The 22869-nt window shown below is 26.7% G+C and carries 16 protein-coding genes and 5 tRNA genes; 16 read left to right on the top strand and 5 right to left on the bottom strand.

Translation table 11 applies throughout. The features are described from left to right. The first annotated feature begins 162 nt into the window (after window positions 1-162). The 7 genes from CLPUN_RS24635 to addA all read left to right on the top strand — a co-directional run bounded on the left by CLPUN_RS24635 (window position 163) and on the right by addA (window position 9062). A tRNA-Ser gene (locus tag CLPUN_RS24635) sits at window positions 163-253 on the top strand. A gap of 34 nt (window positions 254-287) precedes the next feature. Continuing rightward, window positions 288-378, top strand: a tRNA-Ser gene (locus CLPUN_RS24640). Window positions 379-769: 391 nt separating this feature from the next. Further along, window positions 770-860 (top strand) — tRNA-Ser (locus CLPUN_RS24645). 32 nt (window positions 861-892) lie between these two features. Continuing rightward, window positions 893-983: transfer RNA gene (locus CLPUN_RS24650), tRNA-Ser, on the top strand. Between the two features lie 230 nt (window positions 984-1213). Beyond that, window positions 1214-1714, top strand: a complete 501-nt coding sequence (locus CLPUN_RS24655) for a GNAT family N-acetyltransferase (RefSeq protein ID WP_077849852.1) — start codon at window positions 1214-1216, stop codon at window positions 1712-1714. A gap of 20 nt (window positions 1715-1734) precedes the next feature. Beyond that, the gene (addB, locus tag CLPUN_RS24660) at window positions 1735-5232 is read left to right on the top strand and encodes a helicase-exonuclease AddAB subunit AddB (protein ID WP_077849853.1); all 3498 of its coding nucleotides are present in this window, start codon (window positions 1735-1737) and stop codon (window positions 5230-5232) included. Window positions 5233-5330: 98 nt separating this feature from the next. Further along, a complete protein-coding gene (gene addA / locus CLPUN_RS24665) occupies window positions 5331-9062 on the top strand; it encodes a helicase-exonuclease AddAB subunit AddA (protein ID WP_077849854.1) in 3732 nt (1243 codons plus the stop codon). 230 nt (window positions 9063-9292) lie between these two features. Here the strand turns inward: addA and CLPUN_RS24670 are convergent, their stop codons facing one another. Continuing rightward, window positions 9293-10474, bottom strand: coding sequence for a L,D-transpeptidase (locus CLPUN_RS24670; protein WP_077849855.1), 1182 nt, complete (start codon window positions 10472-10474; stop codon window positions 9293-9295). A gap of 216 nt (window positions 10475-10690) precedes the next feature. On the opposite strand from CLPUN_RS24670, the gene CLPUN_RS24675 reads away from it, so the two are divergent. From CLPUN_RS24675 to CLPUN_RS24685, 3 genes are all read left to right on the top strand, one after another. Then, window positions 10691-11173, top strand: a complete 483-nt coding sequence (locus CLPUN_RS24675) for a DUF1189 family protein (protein ID WP_077849856.1) — start codon at window positions 10691-10693, stop codon at window positions 11171-11173. Between the two features lie 237 nt (window positions 11174-11410). After that, entirely contained in the window at window positions 11411-12316 is a 906-nt protein-coding gene (locus CLPUN_RS24680) for a sensor histidine kinase (protein ID WP_077849857.1), read from the top strand. Window positions 12317-12495: 179 nt separating this feature from the next. Continuing rightward, a tRNA-Arg gene (locus CLPUN_RS24685) sits at window positions 12496-12570 on the top strand. Window positions 12571-12620: 50 nt separating this feature from the next. Here CLPUN_RS24685 and CLPUN_RS24690 read toward each other — a convergent pair. Continuing rightward, window positions 12621-13514, bottom strand: a complete 894-nt coding sequence (locus tag CLPUN_RS24690) for a phosphatidylserine decarboxylase (RefSeq protein WP_077849858.1) — start codon at window positions 13512-13514, stop codon at window positions 12621-12623. A gap of 399 nt (window positions 13515-13913) precedes the next feature. Here CLPUN_RS24690 and CLPUN_RS24695 point away from each other — a divergent pair, with 399 nt between their 5' ends. Then, window positions 13914-14498 carry a TetR/AcrR family transcriptional regulator gene (locus CLPUN_RS24695; protein ID WP_077849859.1) on the top strand — a complete coding sequence of 195 codons (585 nt, stop codon included), beginning with the start codon at window positions 13914-13916 and terminating at the stop codon, window positions 14496-14498. Window positions 14499-14617: 119 nt separating this feature from the next. On the opposite strand, the gene CLPUN_RS24700 is transcribed toward CLPUN_RS24695, so the two are convergent. Together CLPUN_RS24700 and CLPUN_RS24705 are read right to left on the bottom strand one after the other, a co-directional pair. Next, complete coding sequence (locus CLPUN_RS24700) at window positions 14618-16207, bottom strand: ABC-F family ATP-binding cassette domain-containing protein (RefSeq protein WP_077849860.1); 1590 nt, start codon at window positions 16205-16207, stop codon at window positions 14618-14620. Between the two features lie 123 nt (window positions 16208-16330). Next, complete coding sequence (locus tag CLPUN_RS24705; protein WP_077849861.1) at window positions 16331-16924, bottom strand: DUF1836 domain-containing protein; 594 nt, start codon at window positions 16922-16924, stop codon at window positions 16331-16333. Between the two features lie 220 nt (window positions 16925-17144). On the opposite strand from CLPUN_RS24705, the gene trhA reads away from it, so the two are divergent. The 5 genes from trhA (at window position 17145) to mgsA (ending at window position 21444) form a co-directional block, all read left to right on the top strand. Then, complete coding sequence (gene trhA / locus CLPUN_RS24710; protein WP_077849862.1) at window positions 17145-17789, top strand: PAQR family membrane homeostasis protein TrhA; 645 nt, start codon at window positions 17145-17147, stop codon at window positions 17787-17789. Between the two features lie 418 nt (window positions 17790-18207). Next, on the top strand, window positions 18208-19023 hold the full coding sequence (gene proB, locus CLPUN_RS24715) for a glutamate 5-kinase (protein ID WP_077849863.1): 816 nt from the start codon (window positions 18208-18210) through the stop codon (window positions 19021-19023). 15 nt (window positions 19024-19038) lie between these two features. After that, entirely contained in the window at window positions 19039-20301 is a 1263-nt protein-coding gene (locus tag CLPUN_RS24720) for a glutamate-5-semialdehyde dehydrogenase (protein WP_077849864.1), read from the top strand. A gap of 239 nt (window positions 20302-20540) precedes the next feature. After that, complete coding sequence (locus tag CLPUN_RS24725; protein ID WP_077849867.1) at window positions 20541-20993, top strand: GNAT family N-acetyltransferase; 453 nt, start codon at window positions 20541-20543, stop codon at window positions 20991-20993. 91 nt (window positions 20994-21084) lie between these two features. Further along, window positions 21085-21444, top strand: coding sequence for a methylglyoxal synthase (gene mgsA, locus CLPUN_RS24730; protein ID WP_077849865.1), 360 nt, complete (start codon window positions 21085-21087; stop codon window positions 21442-21444). A 234-nt stretch (window positions 21445-21678) separates the two neighbouring features. Here mgsA and CLPUN_RS24735 read toward each other — a convergent pair whose 3' ends face one another. Beyond that, window positions 21679-22374 carry a PilZ domain-containing protein gene (locus CLPUN_RS24735; protein ID WP_077849866.1) on the bottom strand — a complete coding sequence of 232 codons (696 nt, stop codon included), beginning with the start codon at window positions 22372-22374 and terminating at the stop codon, window positions 21679-21681. Window positions 22375-22869: the final 495 nt, after the last annotated feature.

Below are 22869 nucleotides of genomic sequence, written 5' to 3' on the forward strand. Positions count from 1 at the left end.
AATATAAATATTAATATTAATACTACATGATAGGATATTATCATGTGGTATCAAAATAGTGAACTGTTATTTTTTATAGGATAAGAATTTTATTAAATAATTAAAATAAAGTTATTGACATAAGTATTTCTGACTGTTATAATGATAATTGTCGTAAGACGTGGAAAGATGGTCGAGTTGGTTTAAGGCACCGGTCTTGAAAACCGGCGTGCGTGTAAGCGTACCTAGGGTTCGAATCCCTATCTTTCCGCCATTTTTTTATCTAAAAATATATTAAGAGGGCGCATGGAGAATTACTCAAGTGGCTGAAGAGGCGCCCCTGCTAAGGGTGTAGGTCGGGTAACCGGCGCCCGGGTTCAAATCCCGGATTCTCCGCCAAGACTATCTAATGTTAGGTAGTCTTTTTTATGTTTACGAAAATATAGAATTTTAGAAGCTTGCAAGTATTATAAATATTTTATAAGCATTTTTGTTATGATAAATTTAGGCCAATATATTAAAATGTTTAAGTCACGTTGTAACATGGAATTCACTACCTGATACAAGTAAATCTATATAAATTATTTTTAATAGAATTCTTCATCAGATTTTGAATAAATTAGTTATCAATTTTTAAAAGAGTAAAATATAATGTAAATAAGTTATTATATAATTGAAAAATAGATGATAAAGTTAATTTTCTATAAATAAATCAGAGAAACTTAAATCATTATAATAAAAAATGTTGACAGATAAGGTCTTCGTTGATATAATAAATTTTGTGAGTTACGGAAAGATGGTCGAGTTGGTTTAAGGCACCGGTCTTGAAAACCGGCGTGCGTGTAAGCGTACCTAGGGTTCGAATCCCTATCTTTCCGCCATTTTAATTAAAATGGAAATATAGAGGGCACATGGAGAATTACTCAAGTGGCTGAAGAGGCGCCCCTGCTAAGGGTGTAGGTCGGGCAACCGGCGCCCGGGTTCAAATCCCGGATTCTCCGCCAAAACATCTAACAAATTTTGTTAGATGTTTTTTTTGCATTAAATTGATAATTTCATTAATTTAAATATTAGATGAGTTTTAATTAAGTTTTATATTAAAGTTATTTATTAAAATATATATGTTATAAGTAAAAATAAATTTCTTTTTAAGTTAATATAAATTCATAATTAAAAATATTATAATTATGAGTAGATACATAAAAGATATGCAATTAGCGAAAGAAGGTGAATTATGCTTAAGGGACATAAAATATATTTAAGGTCATTAGAAAAAAAGGATATTGTATCATTATATAGACTATGTAATGAAGAAAAAGTTAAAGCTTATAATACAATACCTAATGATATGCAAAGTAATAATAAAGATAAAAATTTAAGAAAAGCATTAAGTATAATTAACGAGAAAAATGTTTTAATTGGTTTTATAACATACAAGGAAAGTAGTTATTGTAATGTTGTGACATATTCTATTGGAATAACTATTGGTAGTAAATACTGGGGGAGAAAATATGGTCAAGATTCTATAAAAACTCTTTTAAAGTATTTATTTGAGGAACGAAATGCTATAAAGGTTGAATTAGAAGTTATAGAATGTAACTTAAGAGCTATAAGTTGTTACAGAAAGTGTGGCTTTGTAGAAGAAGGCATAAGAAAAAATAAGGTTTATATAGAAGGAAGATATGTAGATACTATAATTATGAGAATACTCCGAGATAAAGTAATTAACAGTTAAGAAGGAGAGGTGGTAAATATATGAGTATAAGATTTATTTACGGAAGAGCAGGTACAGGAAAAAGTAAATTTTGTATTGATGAGATAAAGAATAGGATAGATGAAAAAAAGGAAAAAGATTTAATATTATTGGTTCCAGAACAATATACTTTTACTACTGAAAATAAAATTTTAAAGTTTATTGGAGAACGCGCTCTTTTAAGAACAAAAGTATTAAGTTTTAAGAAAATGGTTCATGAAGTTTTTGAAGAATGTGGTGGACGTGTTAAAAAAATAATAAAAGAATCTGGAAGAAATATGCTTATTCATAGAGTACTAAATGAAAGTATGGATTCTTTAGACTATTTCAAAAAAATATCTAAAGAGCAGGGTTTTAATGAGATTATATCTGAAGTAATAAGTGAATTCAAAAAATATAATATTGATATAGAGAATTTGAATAAAATAGATGAAAAAATAGATGAAAATGAATTAATACAAAAGCTTAAAGAATTATCAATAGTTTATGAAGCATTTAATTCAAAGATGCATGAAAATTATATTGATGGTGATGACGAATTAACATTGTTAGCTAAAAAGTTATTAGAAAATGATATATATAAGAATACTGAAATTTGGATAGATGAATTTACTAGTTTTACGCCACAGCAATTAGAAATTATAAGATTACTAGCAAAGCGTTGTGAAAGAATTAATATAACTTTTTGTATGGAAGGAAAATTAGTAAATAATAAAGATCAGGATATTACAGATGTATTTAATACAATAAAGAATACAGAAAATAAGATATTAAAAATAATGAAAGAAAACAATATAGCTTATGATAAGCCAGTTTATTTAAAAAATGATAAGCCATATAGGTTTAAGGATAATTTAGAACTTAGACATATAGAAAAGCATTTTTTTACTTATCCATTTAATGAATATAAGAAAGATTTTAATAATATAACACTTTACAAGGCAAATAATATTTATGATGAAATAGAAAGAGTTGCTCAAAGCATTACTGATCTTGTAAGAAATAATGGATATAGATATAAGGATATAGCTGTAGTTTGTAGGAATATTGATGATTATGAGAAAATAACATCAGTAATATTTAAAGAATATGATATTCCATATTTTTTAGATAAAAAGCTTCAATTATTGAGTAATCCATTAATTATACTTATTAGTTCTGCTTTTGAAGTTCTATTTAAAAAGTGGTCTTATGAGAGTGTATTTAAATATTTAAAAAGTGGATTAATTGATATAGATAATTCATATATAGATGTTTTAGAAAATTTTATATTAGAGAGTGGAATAAAAGGATATAAATGGACGGCAGACGAAATAATAAGTGAAAAATGGTTTAATAATAATGAAGAATTAACAAAAGAAAAAATATTAATAGCTGAGGTTATGGGAGAAATAAGAAAGCCTCTTATGAGCTTTCATAATAAGATAGAGGGTAAACATAATGTTAAGGATATATGCACAGCTATTTATGAATTTTTAATTGAAGTAAAGGCTTTTGAAAGAATAGATGCTTGGATTGAAGAATTTGAGGAAATAGGGTTAGAAGATAAGGTTAAAGAGTATAACCAAGTTCAAGGTATAGTTACAGATATTTTAGATCAAGCAGTAGATGTAATTGGTGAAGAAATATTAGATTCTTTTGAATTTTTTAAGATATTAAATTCTGGATTTACAAATGAAGAAATAGGTGTTATACCTGTAGCCTTAGATCAAGTTAACATAGGAGATATAGCTAGGATTAAAGGGATAGAGGTAAAAGCTCTTTATATAGTCGGAATTAATGACGGAGTATTACCAGCATCTAAAAAAGAAGAGGGAATATTATCTGATAGAGATAGAGAAATATTAAGCGATATAGGTATAAATTTAGCATCAACTACTAGAAGTAAGGTCTTTGAAGAACAATATTTATTATATACAGCTTTAACAATAAGTAGTGAATATTTAATGTTATCATATCTTATGGCAGATTTTGAAGGAAAATCATTAAGGCCATCTATAGTTATACATAGAATGAAGAAAATATTTCCTAAATTAGTTGAAGAAAGTGCAATTTATGATTTAAGAAGTAAAATGAATAAATTTAATAAGGTCATTTCGCCAATTCCAACATTTAATGAACTTATACTTGCTGTAAGAAGGGATTTTGACAAAGAAGATATAGAAGAATATTGGCCAGAGGTATATAGTTGGTTTAAGGAAAATAAACACTTTAAAGAAAAGGTTGAAAATATATTTAAAGGTCTTAATTATTCTAATGTAGGAGATAAGGTTGCTAAACAAAAGTTAAGAAAACTGTATGAAAATGATATGGGAAAGTTAGTATTTAGTGTTTCAAGATTAGAGAAGTATGCTGAATGTCCATTTTCTTATTTTGTTGAATATGGTCTTAAGGCTAAAAATAGAAAGGTATATGAATTTACACCGCCAGATTTAGGTTCATTTGTACACGAAATGCTAGATTCATTTACAAATAAGGTTAGAGATGAAGGAATTCTATGGTCTGAATTAGATAATCAAAAGTGTAAAGATATTGTATCTAATATGATTGATAAAAAATTAAATGGAGAAGCTAATTCTATATTAAATAGTAACAAGAAGTTTAAGTATTTAGCCCAAAGGTTTAAAAGAGTAATTTCTAAATCTATTTCAGTTATTGCAAATCAAATAGGAAAAGGTGAATTTGAAGTATTTAAAACTGAATTTAACTTTGGAAATTATACTTCAGGTGAAGCTATTACATTAGATTTAGCATCTAATGAAAAGATATATCTTCAAGGTAGAATTGATAGAATAGATACATTAGATCTAGATGGTCAAACATACATTAGAATTATAGACTATAAAACAGGTGCTAAGAAATTTGATTTAAATGAATTATATTATGGATTACAAATACAATTATTAGTTTACTTGGATGCTCTTATTAAAAATTCTAAATATATATTGGATAAGCAAGTAAGACCAGGAGCAGTATTATATTTTAAAATAGATGATCCTATAATTAAAAGCAAAAAGGAAATGACTACAGAAGAAGTTGAAAAAGAAGTTCTTGATGCTTTAAAAATGAAAGGATTGATATTAAAAGATGCTAGGGTAGTTAAGGCAATGGACAGGGATATTGAAGGTTATTCATTAGTTATACCAGCTGCATTTAAAAATGATGGTAACTTTAAGGCTAATAGTGATGTGGTGACAGAAGAGGAATTTACGTTACTTAGAGAATACGTTAATAAAAAGATGATTGAATTATGTGAAGAGATGTTAAGTGGAGATATTAAGATACTCCCTACTAAGCATTCAAATAGAACTCATTGTGAATATTGCGATTTTTCATCAATATGTCAGTTTGATACAAGTATAAAAGATAATAAGTATAAAATTATAATGAAAAAATCTCAAGATAATATTTGGACTAATATAAAAAAGGAAATAAGTAATTCTAATGAGATAAGTGATTCAGAAGAATTAATTAATATTGTTGATAATGAGAAGTTATAGTATAAGTAAAAATTTATATAAATTTTCAGATAGTGAATTAGATTAAAAATACTAGGCTTTATTTAAAACAATTCTAATTAATAATAGGAGGTGTTATTATGGGAGAAACTAAATGGACAAATGAGCAGTTAAGTGCAATTGAAACAAGAAATTGTAACTTATTAGTTGCAGCAGCTGCTGGTTCTGGAAAAACAGCTGTTTTAGTTGAAAGAATTATAAGAATAATTACAAATGAAGAAAATCCAATTGATATAGATAAGCTATTGGTTGTGACATTTACTAATGCAGCAGCTGCTGAAATGAGAGAGAGAATAGCTGCTGCAATATCAAAGCAATTAGAAATAAATCCAAATTCAAAAAATCTTCAAAAGCAGTTAACATTGTTAAATAGAGCTAATATTACTACAATGCATTCATTTTGTTTAGATGTAATCAAAAATAATTTTCATAAAATGGATCTAGATCCATCATTTAGAATTGGTGATGAGACAGAAGGTATATTAATTAAAGGGGAAGTAATTGAAGAACTTTTTGAAGATAAATATGATGAAGAAGATGAGGAATTTACTGATTTAGTTGAAGCATTTAGCAGTTACAAGAATGATAATAATTTAAAAAATCTAATCTTGGATATTTACAAATTTACTATGTCAGGTCCATGGCCTGAAAAATGGCTTAATGATAGTGCAGAGGCTTTTAAAATAAATACATTAGAAGAATTAAATCAAACTAATTGGGTTAAAATTCTAGCTGAAAATATAAAAATTGAAATTGAAGGTTATATAAAGATGATGGATAAAGCCATTGAAATAATTAATGTAACTGATGGTTTAGAACCGTATTTAGATAATTTTAATTCTGAAATAATTGATATAAAAAATGTTTATGAATCTAGTAATAATGGTTTAGAAGAAATGTATAAAGCGTTATCAGCTGTATCATTTGGAAGGCTAAAATCAATAAAGAAAGATATGATTTCAGATGAAGAAGCTCAAAATGCTGTAAAAAGAATTAGAGATGATATAAAAAAGAAAATATCTGAATTAATAAATTCTACCTTTTCACTAACGCCAGAGCAAATGTTAAGCAATATACGGGGGGCATATCCTCATATAAAAAAATTAACAGAAATGGTTTTAGAATTTGGTAATAGATTTAGTAAAAAGAAAAAAGAGCGAAATATATTAGATTTTAATGATTTAGAACATTTCTGTTTAAGAATATTAATTGATTATGATGAAGAAAAAAACATAATTCCATCAAAAGTTGCTGAGAATTTTAAAGAATATTTTGATGAAGTACTTGTAGATGAATATCAAGATTCTAATAACGTACAAGAAACAATAATAAGTTTAGTTTCTAGAAAAGAAAGTGATACTCCTAATGTGTTTATGGTTGGAGATATTAAGCAAAGTATATATAGGTTTAGACAGGCAAAACCAGAACTTTTTATTGAGAAATATAATACCTATAAAGCAAATGAAGGGCTTAACAGAAAAATTCAATTATATAAAAATTTCAGAAGTAGAAAAGAAGTTATTGATGGAGTAAACTATATATTTAAAGAAATAATGTCTAAGAATGCTGGAGAATTAGAATACACAGATGAGGAAGCATTAAATTTAGGTGCAAGTTACGAAGAATCTAGTAGTGATAATATAACTACTGGAGGTTCTGTAGAGCTTAATATAGTAGACAAGAATTATGAAGAAACAGAGGAAGATATTATTGAAGAGCAAGAAGATGTTGATAGTGTTGCTTTAGAAGGTAGAATTGTTGCAAGAAGAATTAAAGAATTAATGTCAACAAAAGATGAAAATAAATTTAAGGTTTTAGATAAGGAAACAGGACGATATAGAGAGGTAAAGTATAAGGACATAGTAATTCTGCTTAGAGCAACAAAAAACTGGTCTGAGAGCTTGTTAGATGAATTGGGGGCAGAAGGAATTCCAGCCTATGCTGATACAGGATCAGGGTATTTTGAATCAATTGAAATTAGAACTATAATATCTCTTTTAAAAGTTATAGATAATCCTATGCAGGATGTTCCAATGATAGCCTCACTCAGATCCCCAATTATAGGATTTTCAGCGGAGGAATTGAGTGATCTTAGACTTGTAAATAAGGAAACTTATTTTTATGAAAATATAAAATATATAAGTGAAGGAATTTATGAATCCAAGGAAGTAAATTATTCTAAAGAATTAATAAATAAATGCAAGTATTTAATTAAGTGCATTGATAGATGGAGAAGGAAATCAATTTATATGGCAATTGATGAATTTATATGGTATTTATACATGGATACAGCTTATTACGGATACGTTGGAGCTATGCCTAATGGTATATTAAGACAGGCAAATTTGAAGATACTTTTTCAAAGAGCAAAACAATTTGAAAAGACAAGTTTTAAGGGATTATTTAATTTTATAAACTTCATAAATAAGCTTACAAAATCTTCAGGAGATATGGGAAGTGCTAAGATATTAGGTGAAAATGAAGATGTAGTAAGGATTATGAGTATTCATAAAAGTAAAGGGCTGGAATTTCCAGTAGTATTTTTATGTGGAACAGGGAAGAATTTTAATTTAATGGATTTAAATAAGAATATGTTATACCATGATGAATTAGGATTTGGTCCAGATTTTATAGATTTAGAAAAAAGATTTAGCATAGGAACTTTAGCTAAAGAAGCAATAAAAAAGAAAATGAAAATTGAAACATTATCAGAAGAAATGAGAATACTTTATGTTGCCTGTACAAGAGCAAAGGAAAAATTAATTATAACAGGTGCAGTTAGAAACATTCAAAAATCAATAGAAAAATGGATTAGTTCAGCATCTTTAGATCATAATCTTATTTTATCTTCTGAAGTTTTAAAGGGAAAGTCATATCTAGATTGGTTAGGGATGGCATTATGCCAGCATAATGCTGGACTTAAATTTGGTAAGGTTATTGGAGTTTCAAATGAAATATCAAAGAATAATCAATCTAAATGGGAAATAAATTTATGGAATAAAAAGGACTTTATTAATAAGAATTTGTTAGAAGATACTGTTAATGAAGAGAAACAAGAAGAATCTATAACTAACGCCATGTCATTAAATAAAGAAAGTTTTGATCAAATAAATAAGATACTTTCATATAAGTATCCACTAAAAGCATCAACGACTCTTAAGAGTAATATTTCCGTATCAGATTTAAAAAGAAAAAATGTTGAAGAAAATTACAGTATTGAAGAAATTTATAGAGAAAAACCTACAGTTACACCTAGATTTATTAAACAAAAAAAAGGATTAACGCCAGCTGAAAAAGGTACAGCAGTTCATTTTGTAATGAAGAAGATAGATTTTACCAAAGTTTCATCCCCAAAAGAAATTGAAGAACAATTACAAGAATTATTTGAAAATGAATTTTTATTGAAGGAAGAATTAAATGCTATTAATCCATACAAAATATTTAATTTTTTTAAGTCTAATTTAGGCAAAAAGATTCTTAAAGCAAATGAGATGGGAAAAAAAGTTTATAGAGAAATACCATTTTATACTGAAATAAGTAGTTTAGAAGTAGATAAAACCATAGATAATAAATATAAAGACGAGAAAGTAAGATTACAAGGAATAATTGACTGTTTCTTTGAACATGATGATGAATTTATACTTTTAGATTATAAAACAGATTATGTGAGTTTAGGCAATGAAGAGGAGCTTAAAGAAAAATATAAGAGACAATTAGATTATTATAGTGAGGCAGTATTTAAGATAACAGGGAAAAAAGTTAAACAAAGATATTTATATTCATTTTCTTTAGAAAAAGAAATTCAAATTTAGTAATAAATCTTCATAAATAAATTATTAAATCAAACAAATAATATATGTAATTTCAAACATAATAAGTATAAATATTAACTATAATTTCTCTAACAATTGTACTTATAAATTATGAAAACCATGCATATATATGTATATAAATTATGCATGGTTTTTTATTTTAAACATGATTTTTATGTTCTTATGTTCTTATGAATTTTATAATAATGATATTTTTAAGGATATTTTGATTACTTTATTATTACTTTGCTTCCTTTAGGGATATTAGTGTAGATCCATTTAGCATCAGCTATAGATAGCCTAATACAACCATGGGAAGAGGGTTTATTCATTGTATAATCTAAAACTGTACTTTTATCCTTAGAGAATGGAACTGAGTGAAATAAAATATCACCAGTGATTTGAGTCCAATACTTTCCCCCTTGTTCATATTTATCAGAAAAAAACCAATCACCTTTTTCCTTAGTTGAAAATGAACCAGTAGGAGTATCTTCACCGTTTATTCCCGTAGAACACGGACAAGTTTTAATTAATTTCCAATTGTCAGGTTTTCCTGTGTAAATGTAAGTCTTTTGATTTTCTAAATTTACATTAATAAGATAAGATGTAGCACTCTCTATATTCAATGTATTAATATTAGTTGGAGATATATTTGTAGTTAATGCACGAGAGGAAGCTTCTGCAATTGCTGAATTATCATCCAAATATTCTTTTTGTTTTGTTTTAATTTCTAATATTTTTTCATTTATACTAGTATCATTTCCTAAAATATCATCATTTTCTGAAATTTTAGATAAAGCTTCATTATAGTAATTGTTGCTAACTAAATTATCACAGTAAGTTAAAAGTTCATTTTTTAATTTATTTTTTGAATTATTTAAGTATATTAATGATTTTTGATAGTTTAAATCCAAGGTGGAAACTTTTTGAAAGTAAGATATTGCTTTTAGATATTCGTCATTATTAAAATAGTTTAAACCATTAACATAATTTTCATTAGACTCTTGAATTGAATCTATGGAAGTTGATATATTATGTAATTTATCATAAGGTATAATATTATAGTGATCAATTTCTTTAAGCTCTATTAATGCATATTCAGAAGATATATTTTTATTTTTAATATCTTCTGATAAAGTATCAATTTTATTATTGAAATATAAAGAAATATCTTTATTCATAATTAACAATTTGAAGGGATTAAAAGTTTGTTCAGTTAATAATAAATTATTTGCTTCTGAAAATTTAGATTCATTAAAATTAGTTTTAAAGGTATCAATAAATTTGTTGTATTTACTATATTCATAAATACAACTTGAACATATACTTAGAAATAATATACAAAATAATATAATTTTTTTATATATCTTTTTGCTTTTTATTCTATTATAACAAATTTTATTTATATTCAAAAAAATGCCTCCTAGCTAAGTTAATAATATAAAAAGATTAATTCCACTACATTTATGCTGTAGTGGAAAAATATGATTAAATAATGAATTTTACCTTTTAAATATAATATTGACAATAAAATCAAATAATAAACCTAAGGTTTTAACTAATTTTAATATGTGTTAATATATTTTAGAGAGCTTATAAAACTAATGACTATTAAATTGGAGGGAATTATGGAGTATAAAACTAATTTTTTTAGAAAAGTTGTAACTTCTATTTATGATATAAAAGTATTTTCTAAATATGCTAAAGAAGGAATTTTTAGATCAATTTCATATGCAATGCTGCTTACACTAATTTTAGTTGGAATAAAAGAAATATCAGAAGGATATAAAATTAATGGTTTTGAATTAAAGGGTTTTATGTCCCAGTTTATTGTTAAATTTGGGATAAATTTTATTGATTTGCTATTTGATTGTTTAATAGTAGTTTCTGTTGCTTTATTATTTTCGATATTAATGAGAATGGTAGTTAAATATATAGCATTATACTCATTAACCATATATGCAGCCACATTGCCATTAATAATAAAAACTATACTAGAAACAGTTAATCCTAATATAAGTTTTGATACTATGTTTATAATTGGGACATTAACTTATGTTGTATTAATATTAAAGCATATAAAAGATGAAATAATAAAAAATTTTACTTAAAAAGGCATTATAAAAAATTCAATATGTATTGTACGAAAATAGAATGTAATTTGCAAAGATGTAATATTAATAAATGCAAACACATTCTATTTATTTTTAATATTTAAAGAAAATTCTAAATATTAAAAAATATAAATTGAGTTTCAACTAACGTAGAGTTGTTAACTGGGAAAAAATGTGATATCATATATTAAGTGAGATGGTAAAAAAAGTAAAAATATAAAAGGGGATTTAGAAATGGTTGATGTTAATGTTTTGAATGATGATGAGATAGAGAGGAACCAGATGACATGTAAAAGTGAGCTTGCTAAATTATCGAAAGAAGAATTAATTAATAAACTTATTGATCTATCAGATGCTAAAAAATCTCAGGAAGACTTTATTTTAAATATTTCTCATGACTTAAGAGCACCTCTAAACATAATTTTGAGTATTTTACAATGCTATAAAGATGAATATAAGAGTATAGAAAATGTGAAGCAATACCAAAAACATATGGAGAGTATAAAAAGAAATGGGTACAAAATATTAAAGCTTGTAAATAATCTTATAGATACTACAAAATTAGAAAAGAAACATTATAATATCAAAAGGGAAAATTTAGATATAATTAATTTAATAGAATGGAATATATCATCTATTGATAAATATGCTAAGCAAAAAAATATATCATTAGTTTTTGACACCAACGTTGAAGAATGCATCATGGCAATAGATCCAGAAGCAATAGATAGAATAATTATGAATTTAATTTCTAATGCAATAAAGTTTTCACCACAAGGCAGTTGTATATATATAAATACATGGAAGAGCATTAATCAAATGATTATTTCAATAAGAGATGAAGGAATAGGAATACCAAAAGATGAACAAAAAACTATTTTTAATAGATTTATTCAATCATCAAAAAATAAAAGAAATGGGAGTTCTGGAAGTGGAATAGGATTAGATTTAGTTAGATATTTAACTAAAGCTCACAATGGACATATAGAACTTAAAAGTGAAGAAAATAGTGGCTCTGAATTTATAATTAAATTGCCAATAGAAATAATTGACAATAATCAAAAAGAAAAGGATAGTTATTTAAATGCTAGAAGTAAAGTAGAAGTCCTTGAATTGGAATTTTCAGATATATATTTATGATAAATTTAAAAAGATTACTATATAAAATAAGGCAACAAGTTATTTTATATAACTTGTTGTTCTGTAAATAACAGCAGATATTTATAAAATTATTATTAAAAATTATAATAATAATTGATTATAAACTTGATTATTATAGTGGGTTGTGATAATATGAACTTGTTGTTTAAAATTAATTTGGAGTGTTAGTTAAACGGATATAACTTACCGCTACGGACGGTACGTTGAGGGTTCGATTCCTTCACACTCTGCCAAATCAATAAAAGGAAAGGCTTAATCGTTAGATTTAAGCCTTTCCTTTTATCTATTGTACAAATTTAGTACCAATACTTTCTCCCAATTGAACTTTACATTCAAAGCCTAATTTAGACTGTTCTAAAATATCATCATCTATATTTACAGAATCTTTTTCAAAAAATAATATTGTAGTTGATCCTCCAAATTTAAAATAACCTTTTTCATCACCTTTGTTTACATGAGTATTCGATGAATATGTTTGAAGTATTGAACCAACACAAGTAGCACCAACTTCTATATGCAGTATATCTTTAAAATTGTCGGATTTAAATAATGACCATTCTCTTTTATTTTGGCAAAAAAGCTTTGAAACATTTTTAAGTGCTATTGGGTTTACAGAATAATAGTAACCATTAATATAGTGATTTTCACAAGGAACACCTGAATCTATAAAGTGAAATCTGTGATAATCAGTAGGGCATAGTCTTAATATAAGACAAATACCATTTTCATATTTATTAGCGACAGTATTATCATTTATTAATTCCCTTAAACTATAAGTAAAACCTTTAATTTGAATTATATTATCTAACTCAATATTTTCATAAGCAGTAATTCTTCCATCACCAGGAGAAATTAAGATATTTTCAGCTTTATTTATAGGTCTAGCCTCAGGTATTAATTCTCTTATAAAGAAATCATTAAAAGAAGAAAACTCATGAATCTTCTTCTTTGCAAGAGTCATATCAATATTAAAGCTTTCTATAAAAGGTAAAATTTTATTTGCACTTAATTTTGTATCACAAAATATTCCGTAAATTTTAGAAAATAATTTCTTTTTAGCAATAAGCTCTGTAATATTTTTTCCAATTGGAGATTCATATGTCCACTCAATATATTTCTTTCCAGCAACAAGTTCTTCTTCATAAGCGTTAGTAGTTCTATTATATACTTGAATCATAAATGTAATTGTCAAAACCTTATAAAACAATATTAGTAAGATAAACCATAAGTTTCATAATGTTACAGCTATGACAAGTAGCCTCCATTTCTTATTTTAAATTTACATTTTCTAATATTAAATATAATCAATCATATTATAAGCGTAATCTTCAGTAGTATTAATTTAAATTAGAAAATAACATTAAAATAAATTATGTGTAACAGACACAATTTATTTTTATTATTTTATACTCTAATAATGATTTTATCACATATATTGAAAATTTCAAAAATAAGGTTGAGATTTATAGGCAATCGTATTAATAGAGTATAGAATTATGGTTTATTTTTGAACTAGATGGTATAATGGTGATTATATGTTACTGAGAAGATTGAAGTGGAAATGAGGAGAAATATTATGAACAAAACAAAAAACTTGATATTTGAATCTGCAATAAAGATATTTTCTGAATCTGGATATAGAGGAGCTACAATGGATGATATAGCTGCAAATGCAGGTCTTGTAAAAGGAACATTATATTATCATTTTAAAAGCAAAGAAGAGATATTTAACTTTATTGTTCAAGAAGGGCTTAAAATATTACAAAATCAAGTTATTGAGATTCAAGAGATGAATATTGGACCAATTGAAAAATTGATAAAAATATGTAAAATACAATTAACTTTTCTTTATGGATATACAGATTTTTTCAAAGTAGTAATGAGTCAATTATGGGGAAATGAAAGCAGGCAAGATGAATTACGCCAAAAGATAAGAATATACATAAGTGAAATTGAAGTTAATATAAAAAATGCAATGGAAAATGGACAAATTGAAAAAGGAGATACTGAACTTATAGCGTTTCAGTTTTTTGGATCATTATGTTCATCTGCAATATATGAGTCAATTCATATTGAAAAAATAAGTTTAGAAGATATTATAAATAGTACAATAAAGTTTACATTAAAGGGATTAGGAATAGAGGCGGAAAGTATAAGTTAAAGATATATGCTTTCATAATTTAAAAACCATGCACATAGAGTTCTATATGCATGGTTTTTAGTTTTATAAAGGTATAAATGGAAAATGAAATTCAATCATTTTTCAAAGCACACTTTTATTTATTTTCCTGAGAAGTCTAAGTATTCATCGAATGTCATAACTCTATCAACTATAGAACCATCATCTTTAATATCTATAACTCTATTTGCTATAGTTTGAATGAATTGATGGTCATGAGAAGCAAATAGTATATTACTGTTATAATCTCTTAAACCATTGTTTACAGCTGTGATTGATTCAAGGTCAAGATGGTTAGTTGGTTGATCTAACATTAATACATTAGCATTAGAAAGCATCATCTTAGACAACATACATCTAACCTTTTCTCCTCCAGATAATACATTTGCTTGTTTTAATGCTTCTTCTCCAGAGAATAACATTCTGCCTAAGAAACCTCTAATATAGCTTTCAGATTTTTCTTCTGAATATTGTCTAAGCCAATCTACTAAGGAAAGGTTACAGTCATCAAAATATTCAGAATTATCATTTGGGAAGTAGGCGTTAGTGATAGTTATTCCCCATTTGAATTCCCCACTATCTGGTTCCATTTCACCAGATAATATTTTAAATAATGTAGTTACAGCTATTTCATTACCAATAAGAGCAATCTTATCTTCTTTATTAACCATGAAACTTATATTGTCTAAAAGCTTAACCCCATCAATAGTTTTAGATAAATTAGTAACTGATAAAATATCATTACCAACTTCTCTTTCAGGTTTAAATCCTACGAAAGGGTATTTTCTGCTTGAAGGTTGTATATCATCTAAAGTAATTTTATCTAATAGTTTTTTACGAGATGTTGCTTGTTTAGACTTAGAAGCATTTGCACTAAATCTAGCAATGAAATCTTGTAATTCTTTAATTTTTTCTTCTTTTTTCTTGTTTTGATCTTTTGACATTTGAAGAGCTAATTGGCTTGATTCATACCAGAAATCATAATTACCAACATAAATTTTGATTTTACCAAAGTCAACATCAGCCATTTGGGTACAAACTGAATTTAAGAAATGTCTATCATGGGATACAACTATAACAGTTCCATCAAAATTGCCTAAGAAGTCTTCTAGCCAGTTTACAGCTTTTAAATCTAAGCCGTTAGTAGGTTCGTCTAGAATTAAGATTCCAGGATTTCCAAATAGAGCTTGAGCCAAAAGAACTTTAACTTTCTCTCCACCAGTTAATTCTGATACATTTTTAAAATGCATTTCTGTTCCTATTCCTAATCCTTGTAGAACTGAAGAAGCTTCAGATTCAGCTTCCCAACCATTAAGTTCAGCAAATTCTCCTTCTAATTCAGAAGCTTTAATTCCATCTTCATCAGAGAAATCAGGCTTTGCATATATTTCATCTTTTTCTTTCATTATTTGGTATAATCTTTCATTACCCATTATTACCGTTTCTAAAACTTGAAAATCATCATATTTATTATGTTCTTGTTTTAAAACTGACATTCTTGTGTTAGGAGCAATTGATACTTCACCAGTATTAGGTTCTATTTCACCAGATAATATTTTAAGGAAGGTACTTTTTCCAGCTCCATTAGCACCAATAACTCCATAGCAATTACCAGGAGTAAATTTTAGGTTGACATCTTCAAAAAGTTTACGTCCACCAAATCTAAGACTAACATTTGATACGTTTATCAATCTTGTTCTACCTCATTTCATAGTATTATAATTATTATAACAATACAAATTATGTACTGTATAAGTATTTCCGTTTTATGTTGCTTATTATATCATACAATCAATGTATTTTGCATTAGTATATTATTTGTGATTTTTAGGAGTGCCAAAGCATTCATCTATTAATCTTTCGCTCATGCGTCTATACAGATTACTCATGCTAGTATATGCAAAGATAAGTAGGAGTTTTTCTTCATAGTCTCCTAGGGTACCATTTTTCTCATTCACCATTTGTTTTATATTTTCATAAATTTTATTAGAAGAGTTTTTAATGTCTTCTAAATTTAAATCATATATATCAAGAAAAGATTGATATATATCATGTAGTGGATATTCCTGCTCTTTTTCAAAGGAATTGATTATAGGAGTTAAAATGGTTTTTATGTCAGTTAAAGATAATGCACCTTTCAAGTTATAAATTAAACCAATTAATATAAGATGGTTTTTTGTATACTTTTTATTTTTTATCTTCATTAAAAGATTGCCTTTTGCATAATTGTTAATCATGGTTTTAGTAAGAACTTTATCGTCAGGATTTCTTTTGGTGTAATTTAATTTGCTTTCAAACAGCTGCATTACTTGATCCATATACAAATCAATTTCAGGAAAGTCATCTAAATTAATATTATCAGAAGACTTTTGTGAATTTATATAGTTATCGATATTAAAGTCAGTCATAAAATTTCACTCCTCACACAGTAAAAAAACTATGTTTTTATTATAATTTCAATATTAATGGAAAGAAGGAGATAATTCAAGCATTTGTGGGTAAAATACTAATTAATAATGAAAAATAAACAAAAATAGCTTTTGCAATAAACACACATATATGAAATAATCTCTAATATAGCAACATGTAGTTATTAAAACTACGTGGGAATAAATAGGAGGGAAAAGAATGGAGAGATATTTAAGAGAACCTATTAATGGATTAACTCATTTAATTGGTGCAATATTATCACTATTTGCTTTAATAGCTATGCTAGTTAAAGCGTATGTAACGGGCAGCTCTGCAATAACATTTGGATCAGTATTATTTTTTGGTATAAGTATGATTTTGCTATATAGTGCATCAGCAACATATCATTCAGTAATTGCTAGTGAGAAAGTAATAAAAATGTTAAAAAGATTAGATCATTCAATGATATTTATTTTAATCGCAGGATCATATGCTCCATTCTGTTTGGTGGCATTAAGCGGAAAAATAGGAATAAATTTATTTCTAGCTGTAACAATCTGTGCAGTTGTTGGAATAGCATTTAAATTGTGTTGGGTGACATGTCCTAGATGGTTAAGTAGCACTATGTATATAGGAATTGGTTGGTTTGCAATAGTTGCAATATATCCAATGTCACAAGTTTTGCCAGTGGCAGGATTAGTATGGCTAATTTTAGGTGGTTTAATGTATACAATAGGTGGAGTAATATATGCATTAAAAACAGAGAAAAAGATATGGTTATTTGGAAGGCATGAAATATTCCATTTGTTTATTATGTTAGGAACACTTTGTCATTTCATTTGTGTATTTGCATATATAATTTAAAGGAAGAGATGAGATTATAAATATAAAGAATTTTATAAATAGTAAGGGACTGAGGGATTAATATTTATTTCTTAGTCCTTTTTATATAATTTTAAAGAAATATTTTCAAGTCCTTTCAAAATTTCTTAATTTATGTTTTTAGATTGATTTGAGTTCTTTATTATCTTAGTAATCGCCAATATAAAAAATGATATTATTAAGAAAATAATGATAAAGTTAAAAGTCGTTATTAGTGTAGAAGATTCTAGCTCCATTTAACAATCTTCCTTTAAATAAAAATGTTAACAATAATTGTATTTAAAGGTTGCATTATTAATTAGTAAAAGTATAATTAAAGAATTTTCTGTCTTGATAACATAAATTAGGTATAGTAAGATAAAATATAAGTAATAAATATGACTTTTAAGGGGATGTAAAAATGGGCTTTCGTAAAAGATTAAAAGATGCCAATAGAATAGTTGTAAAGGTAGGAACATCAACATTAACTTATGATAATGGAAACATTAATTTAAGCAGAATTGAAAAATTAACAAGAGTTCTGTCAGATATTGTTAATTCGGGTAAGCAAGTTACCCTTGTAACATCAGGTGCAATAGGTGTTGGTGTAAATAAGTTGAAGTTAAAAGAAAAGCCCGAAAGTATAAGAGAAAAGCAAGCTGTAGCAGCAGTTGGACAATGTGAATTAATGCATATATACAGTAAGTTTTTTGGAGAATATAGTCATATAGTAGGTCAAGTTCTACTTACAAGAGATGTAATAGAAGATGATCATGTTAGAGAAAATGTATGTAATACTTTTGAAACTTTATTAGAGAAAAAGATAATTCCAATAGTAAATGAAAATGATACAGTTTCAATAGATGAAATTGAAAATATAGTTAGATTTGGAGATAATGATAATTTATCAGCAATAGTAGCATCGTTAGTTAATGCAGATTTACTTATAATATTATCTGATATAGACGGATTTTATGATTGTGATCCAAGGAATAATGCTTGTGCAAAATTATTAAACGAAGTTAATGAGATTACTCCAGAACTTGAAGAATGTGCTGGAGGTGCAGGTTCAAATTTAGGAACTGGTGGAATGATTACAAAATTAACAGCAGCTAAAACAGCAACAAGTACAGGAGTAGATATGGTTTTAGCTAATGGAAGTGAACCAAGTATATTATTAGATATTTTATCAGGAGAAGAAATAGGAACTCTATTTGTATCAGAAATAAAAAAATAGAAGTGGGGGCTAAAAATGAGTGAATTATTAAGAAAGACTTATTTAATTGGTATGGGGCAAAAAGCAAAAGAGGCGTCTTATGATTTAGGTGCCACATCAACAAAGGAAAAAGATGATGCTTTAAATTTAATGGCTGAGGAACTTGTTAATGCAGAGAAAGAAATAATTGCAGCTAATCAAATAGACTTAGATATTGCTAAGTCAAAGGGGACATCAAAAGCTATGCTAGATAGATTAGCATTAAGTAATGAGAGAATTTATGCAATGGCTAATGGGCTTAAAGATTTAGTTAAATTACAAGACCCAATTGGAGAAGTAATTTCAATGTGGCAAAGACCAAATGGATTACAAATTGGTCAAAAAAGAGTTCCATTAGGAGTTATAGGAATAATTTATGAAGCTAGACCTAATGTAACTTGTGATGCAGCAGGACTCTGTTTAAAGACTGGAAATGCTGTTATATTAAGAGGTGGAAGTGAAGCTATTAATTCTAATAAAGCTGTTGTTAAAGCTTTAATTAAAGGAATTGAAAGAGCAGGATTACCTAAAGAGTCAGTTCAACTTGTAGAAGACACAAGCAGAGAAGTTGCAACTGAAATGATGAGATTAAATGAATTTATAGATGTTCTTATTCCAAGAGGTGGAGCAGGATTAATTCAAGCAGTTGTTAAAAATGCGACTGTTCCAGTTATAGAAACAGGTACAGGTAACTGTCATATATATGTAGATGAAAAATGCGATTTTGAAATGGCAAAAAATATTGTTGTTAATGCAAAGGCATCAAGGCCTTCAGTTTGTAATTCAGCAGAAAAGTTATTAGTAAATGAAAATATTGCTAAAGATTTTCTACCAATGGCTATAAAATCTTTAAGGGAAAATGGAGTTGCGGTTAAAGGTGATGTTGCAGCACAAACTATAATTGATGGTATTGAAAAAGCAAATGAAGAAGATTGGGGAAAAGAATACTTAGATTATATTATAGCTGTAAAAATAGTTAAAAATGTAGATGAAGCAATTGCCCATATAAATAAATATGGAACAGGGCATTCAGAGTCTATTGTTACAGAAAGCTATAATAATTCTCAAAAATTTTTACAAAGAGTCGATGCAGCAGCTGTTTATGTGAATGCTTCAACAAGATTTACAGATGGTTCTGAATTTGGTTTTGGAGCTGAGATAGGAATAAGTACTCAAAAACTTCATGCCAGAGGACCAATGGGCCTTAAGGAACTAACTACTATAAAATATATTGTTTATGGAAATGGACAAATAAGATAGAATATTAAATTTTAAGTAAAGAACAAAATACAAAATTTAATCAATAAAGATATAATGGATATTTGATGATTAAAATATCCATTATATCTTTTAAAATTTATATATACTGCAATTTTGATTATTTAATAAAAGTAAGTAACAATAACTAATTTTAATGGAGATTATTTATTGTAACATATATAGATATGTTATTTAATGAATAATATAACAAAATATATTATGAAGGGATGATGGTAGGTATGAATAATTGGCAAATTAAAAAGTTTGATGAGTTATCATTGAAACAGTTATATGGAATAACTAGAAGTAGATGTGAAGTATTTATTCAGGAACAAAAAATTGTATGTGAAGAAGAGCTTGATGGATTAGATGACAAATGTATACATGTATTTTTGGAACAAAATGAAAGAGTATCAGCTTACTGCAGAATAGTTCCTAAAGGGATAAGTTATGAGAATGTATCAATTGGAAGAGTATTGGTTTTAAAAGAATTTAGAAGAAAAGGTATTGCCCAGGAAATGCTTGATGTAACTAGTGAATATATTAAAGGAAATTTTGTAGACAGTAAAATTGTTCTATCAGCTCAGGTATATGCAAAAACATTGTATGAAAGTGCAGGATTTATAGCAAATAATAAGATTTATGAAGAGGCTGGAATACCTCATGTAAAAATGTACAAAATGTTTAATTAATAGAAAATCTTCTTTTTAATTATATAAAATTATAGTATAATTTCAGTGTGAAAACGTATTATAAAATGTTAAAAAAGGGGGATGTACGGGTATGAAAATTGCTCTAATAGCACATGATAAAAAGAAAGAAGAGATCATAGAATTTTCAAAGAAATACAAAGACATATTAGCTAAATACGAATTAGTTGCTACAGGAACAACAGGAAAGCTTATATCAGAAGCAACTGGACTTGAAGTTAAGAGGTATTTATCTGGGCCATATGGGGGAGATCAACAATTAGGTGGACGTATTGCTGAAGGGAACATTGGTTTAGTAATATTCTTTACAGATCCACTAACTTCACAACCTCATGAACCAGACGTGTCAGCATTACTTAGGGTATGCAATGTACATAACGTAGCTGTTGTTACTAATACAAGAACTGCAGAACTTATAATAGACAAGTTTTAACTAATAGACATACATAAGGCAAAATAGAGCCTATACTTAATTTAAATATTAGAAAATAAAAAGACGCTTATCACAAATTGATAAGCGCTTTTTTAGAAAAAAGTAGTGTTGAAAGAGATTCAGATTAAATACGGTCAGTTCAGGGAAAACTGTAACTGCCTAAATATTCTGAATATTTATTTTATTTAATTATATCATAAATAAAATTGTATTTCAAACTTATTTGATTAGCTTTTATTGATTCTTTAATTTTTCAGAAATGAATTTATTCAACATGTCCCACTTATCTTTTTTTATATCTTTAAATTCATAAGCTGTTTTGCAATTATTGCTAACCTCATCAAAATCGGTTCTTATTACAGAGGCTAATATGTCTAATTTTTCTTCAAGAAATAATGAAATTATACCATCTTTAGGAGGAGTATCTTCTTTATAAGTTACAATATTTATACCACTTTTACTTATATCTATAGTAAAAGTCTTTTTCATCTTCTTAAAGTATAATGATGGTACTTGGCTAATGGTTTTATAATCAGCAGATGGTGGCAAATTATAATAATCTACAGCAGTAACAATTTGAAGTCTTGGATCTCTTCTTCGTTCAATTGTATTTGCGATTTCAGGAATACTTAATACAGCCAATTGAAAACCATCTTCTATCTTACAACCAAGAACCTGAGAAGAACAATTAAAGGCTGAACTTTTAGTGGCTATTATGAATTGAACTTTTTCATTCACAGCAACAGGTTTGTAATTAGGTTGACCTGAAAAAATGCTTACAGCAAAACAGTTATCATATTTGGTAACAATTTGTCCTTCTGAAGAAATGTTATTTTCTTTAATAAAATAAAATTTTTCACCAACAATCAGATTATTGAGATTTAAATTATTTATATCATATATTTTTTTTGAAGCTTGTTCAATATCCATTTTCCACCTCTTTATAATTAATGTTTTTTATTTATTCGAACTAATGTATTTAGATCTATATTGAGTTTTAAACATGAAAATACTACAATTATTGATATATTTCACAGTAGAATTCTAGTTATTAAATATTTTATCATATTTTCTTTTATTTAAACAATAAAAAGCAAAAAAGTATATAGTGTAAGATAATTTATAACAAAATGGGTAACAATATCGGAAATTTATGAAAGAATTAGGAGGACAACATATATGTTAATCTGAATACAGAATTTTTTGATATAATTAGGTTGTTGAATAACTAATTTTTACAAATAGTTATTTAAGAAAATATTCATAGGAATCAAAGGTTCCAAGGATATTTTCTTGACTTTATTCCTTGCTGTTTTTTATTAAATTCATCTATTAAATAAGCTAATAAAACCCATTTTATATGACGTTCGTATCGGGCTTGCCCATAGAGTCTTGGATTTTCTAAGTTATATAAACCTTTTAATA

It is taken from the genome of Clostridium puniceum, assembly GCF_002006345.1.
Lineage (GTDB): Bacteria > Bacillota > Clostridia > Clostridiales > Clostridiaceae > Clostridium > Clostridium puniceum.

Coding starts and splice junctions, on each gene's coding strand:
- CLPUN_RS24655 (WP_077849852.1), top strand. CDS start 1,214: ATGCTTAAGGGACATAAAATATATTTAAGGTCATTAGAAAAAAAGGAT.
- CLPUN_RS24690 (WP_077849858.1), bottom strand. CDS start 13,514: ATGATTCAAGTATATAATAGAACTACTAACGCTTATGAAGAAGAACTT.
- CLPUN_RS24725 (WP_077849867.1), top strand. CDS start 20,541: ATGAATAATTGGCAAATTAAAAAGTTTGATGAGTTATCATTGAAACAG.
- addB (WP_077849853.1), top strand. CDS start 1,735: ATGAGTATAAGATTTATTTACGGAAGAGCAGGTACAGGAAAAAGTAAA.
- CLPUN_RS24735 (WP_077849866.1), bottom strand. CDS start 22,374: ATGGATATTGAACAAGCTTCAAAAAAAATATATGATATAAATAATTTA.
- proB (WP_077849863.1), top strand. CDS start 18,208: ATGGGCTTTCGTAAAAGATTAAAAGATGCCAATAGAATAGTTGTAAAG.
- CLPUN_RS24680 (WP_077849857.1), top strand. CDS start 11,411: ATGGTTGATGTTAATGTTTTGAATGATGATGAGATAGAGAGGAACCAG.
- trhA (WP_077849862.1), top strand. CDS start 17,145: ATGGAGAGATATTTAAGAGAACCTATTAATGGATTAACTCATTTAATT.
- CLPUN_RS24675 (WP_077849856.1), top strand. CDS start 10,691: ATGGAGTATAAAACTAATTTTTTTAGAAAAGTTGTAACTTCTATTTAT.
- addA (WP_077849854.1), top strand. CDS start 5,331: ATGGGAGAAACTAAATGGACAAATGAGCAGTTAAGTGCAATTGAAACA.
- CLPUN_RS24720 (WP_077849864.1), top strand. CDS start 19,039: ATGAGTGAATTATTAAGAAAGACTTATTTAATTGGTATGGGGCAAAAA.
- CLPUN_RS24695 (WP_077849859.1), top strand. CDS start 13,914: ATGAACAAAACAAAAAACTTGATATTTGAATCTGCAATAAAGATATTT.
- CLPUN_RS24705 (WP_077849861.1), bottom strand. CDS start 16,924: ATGACTGACTTTAATATCGATAACTATATAAATTCACAAAAGTCTTCT.
- mgsA (WP_077849865.1), top strand. CDS start 21,085: ATGAAAATTGCTCTAATAGCACATGATAAAAAGAAAGAAGAGATCATA.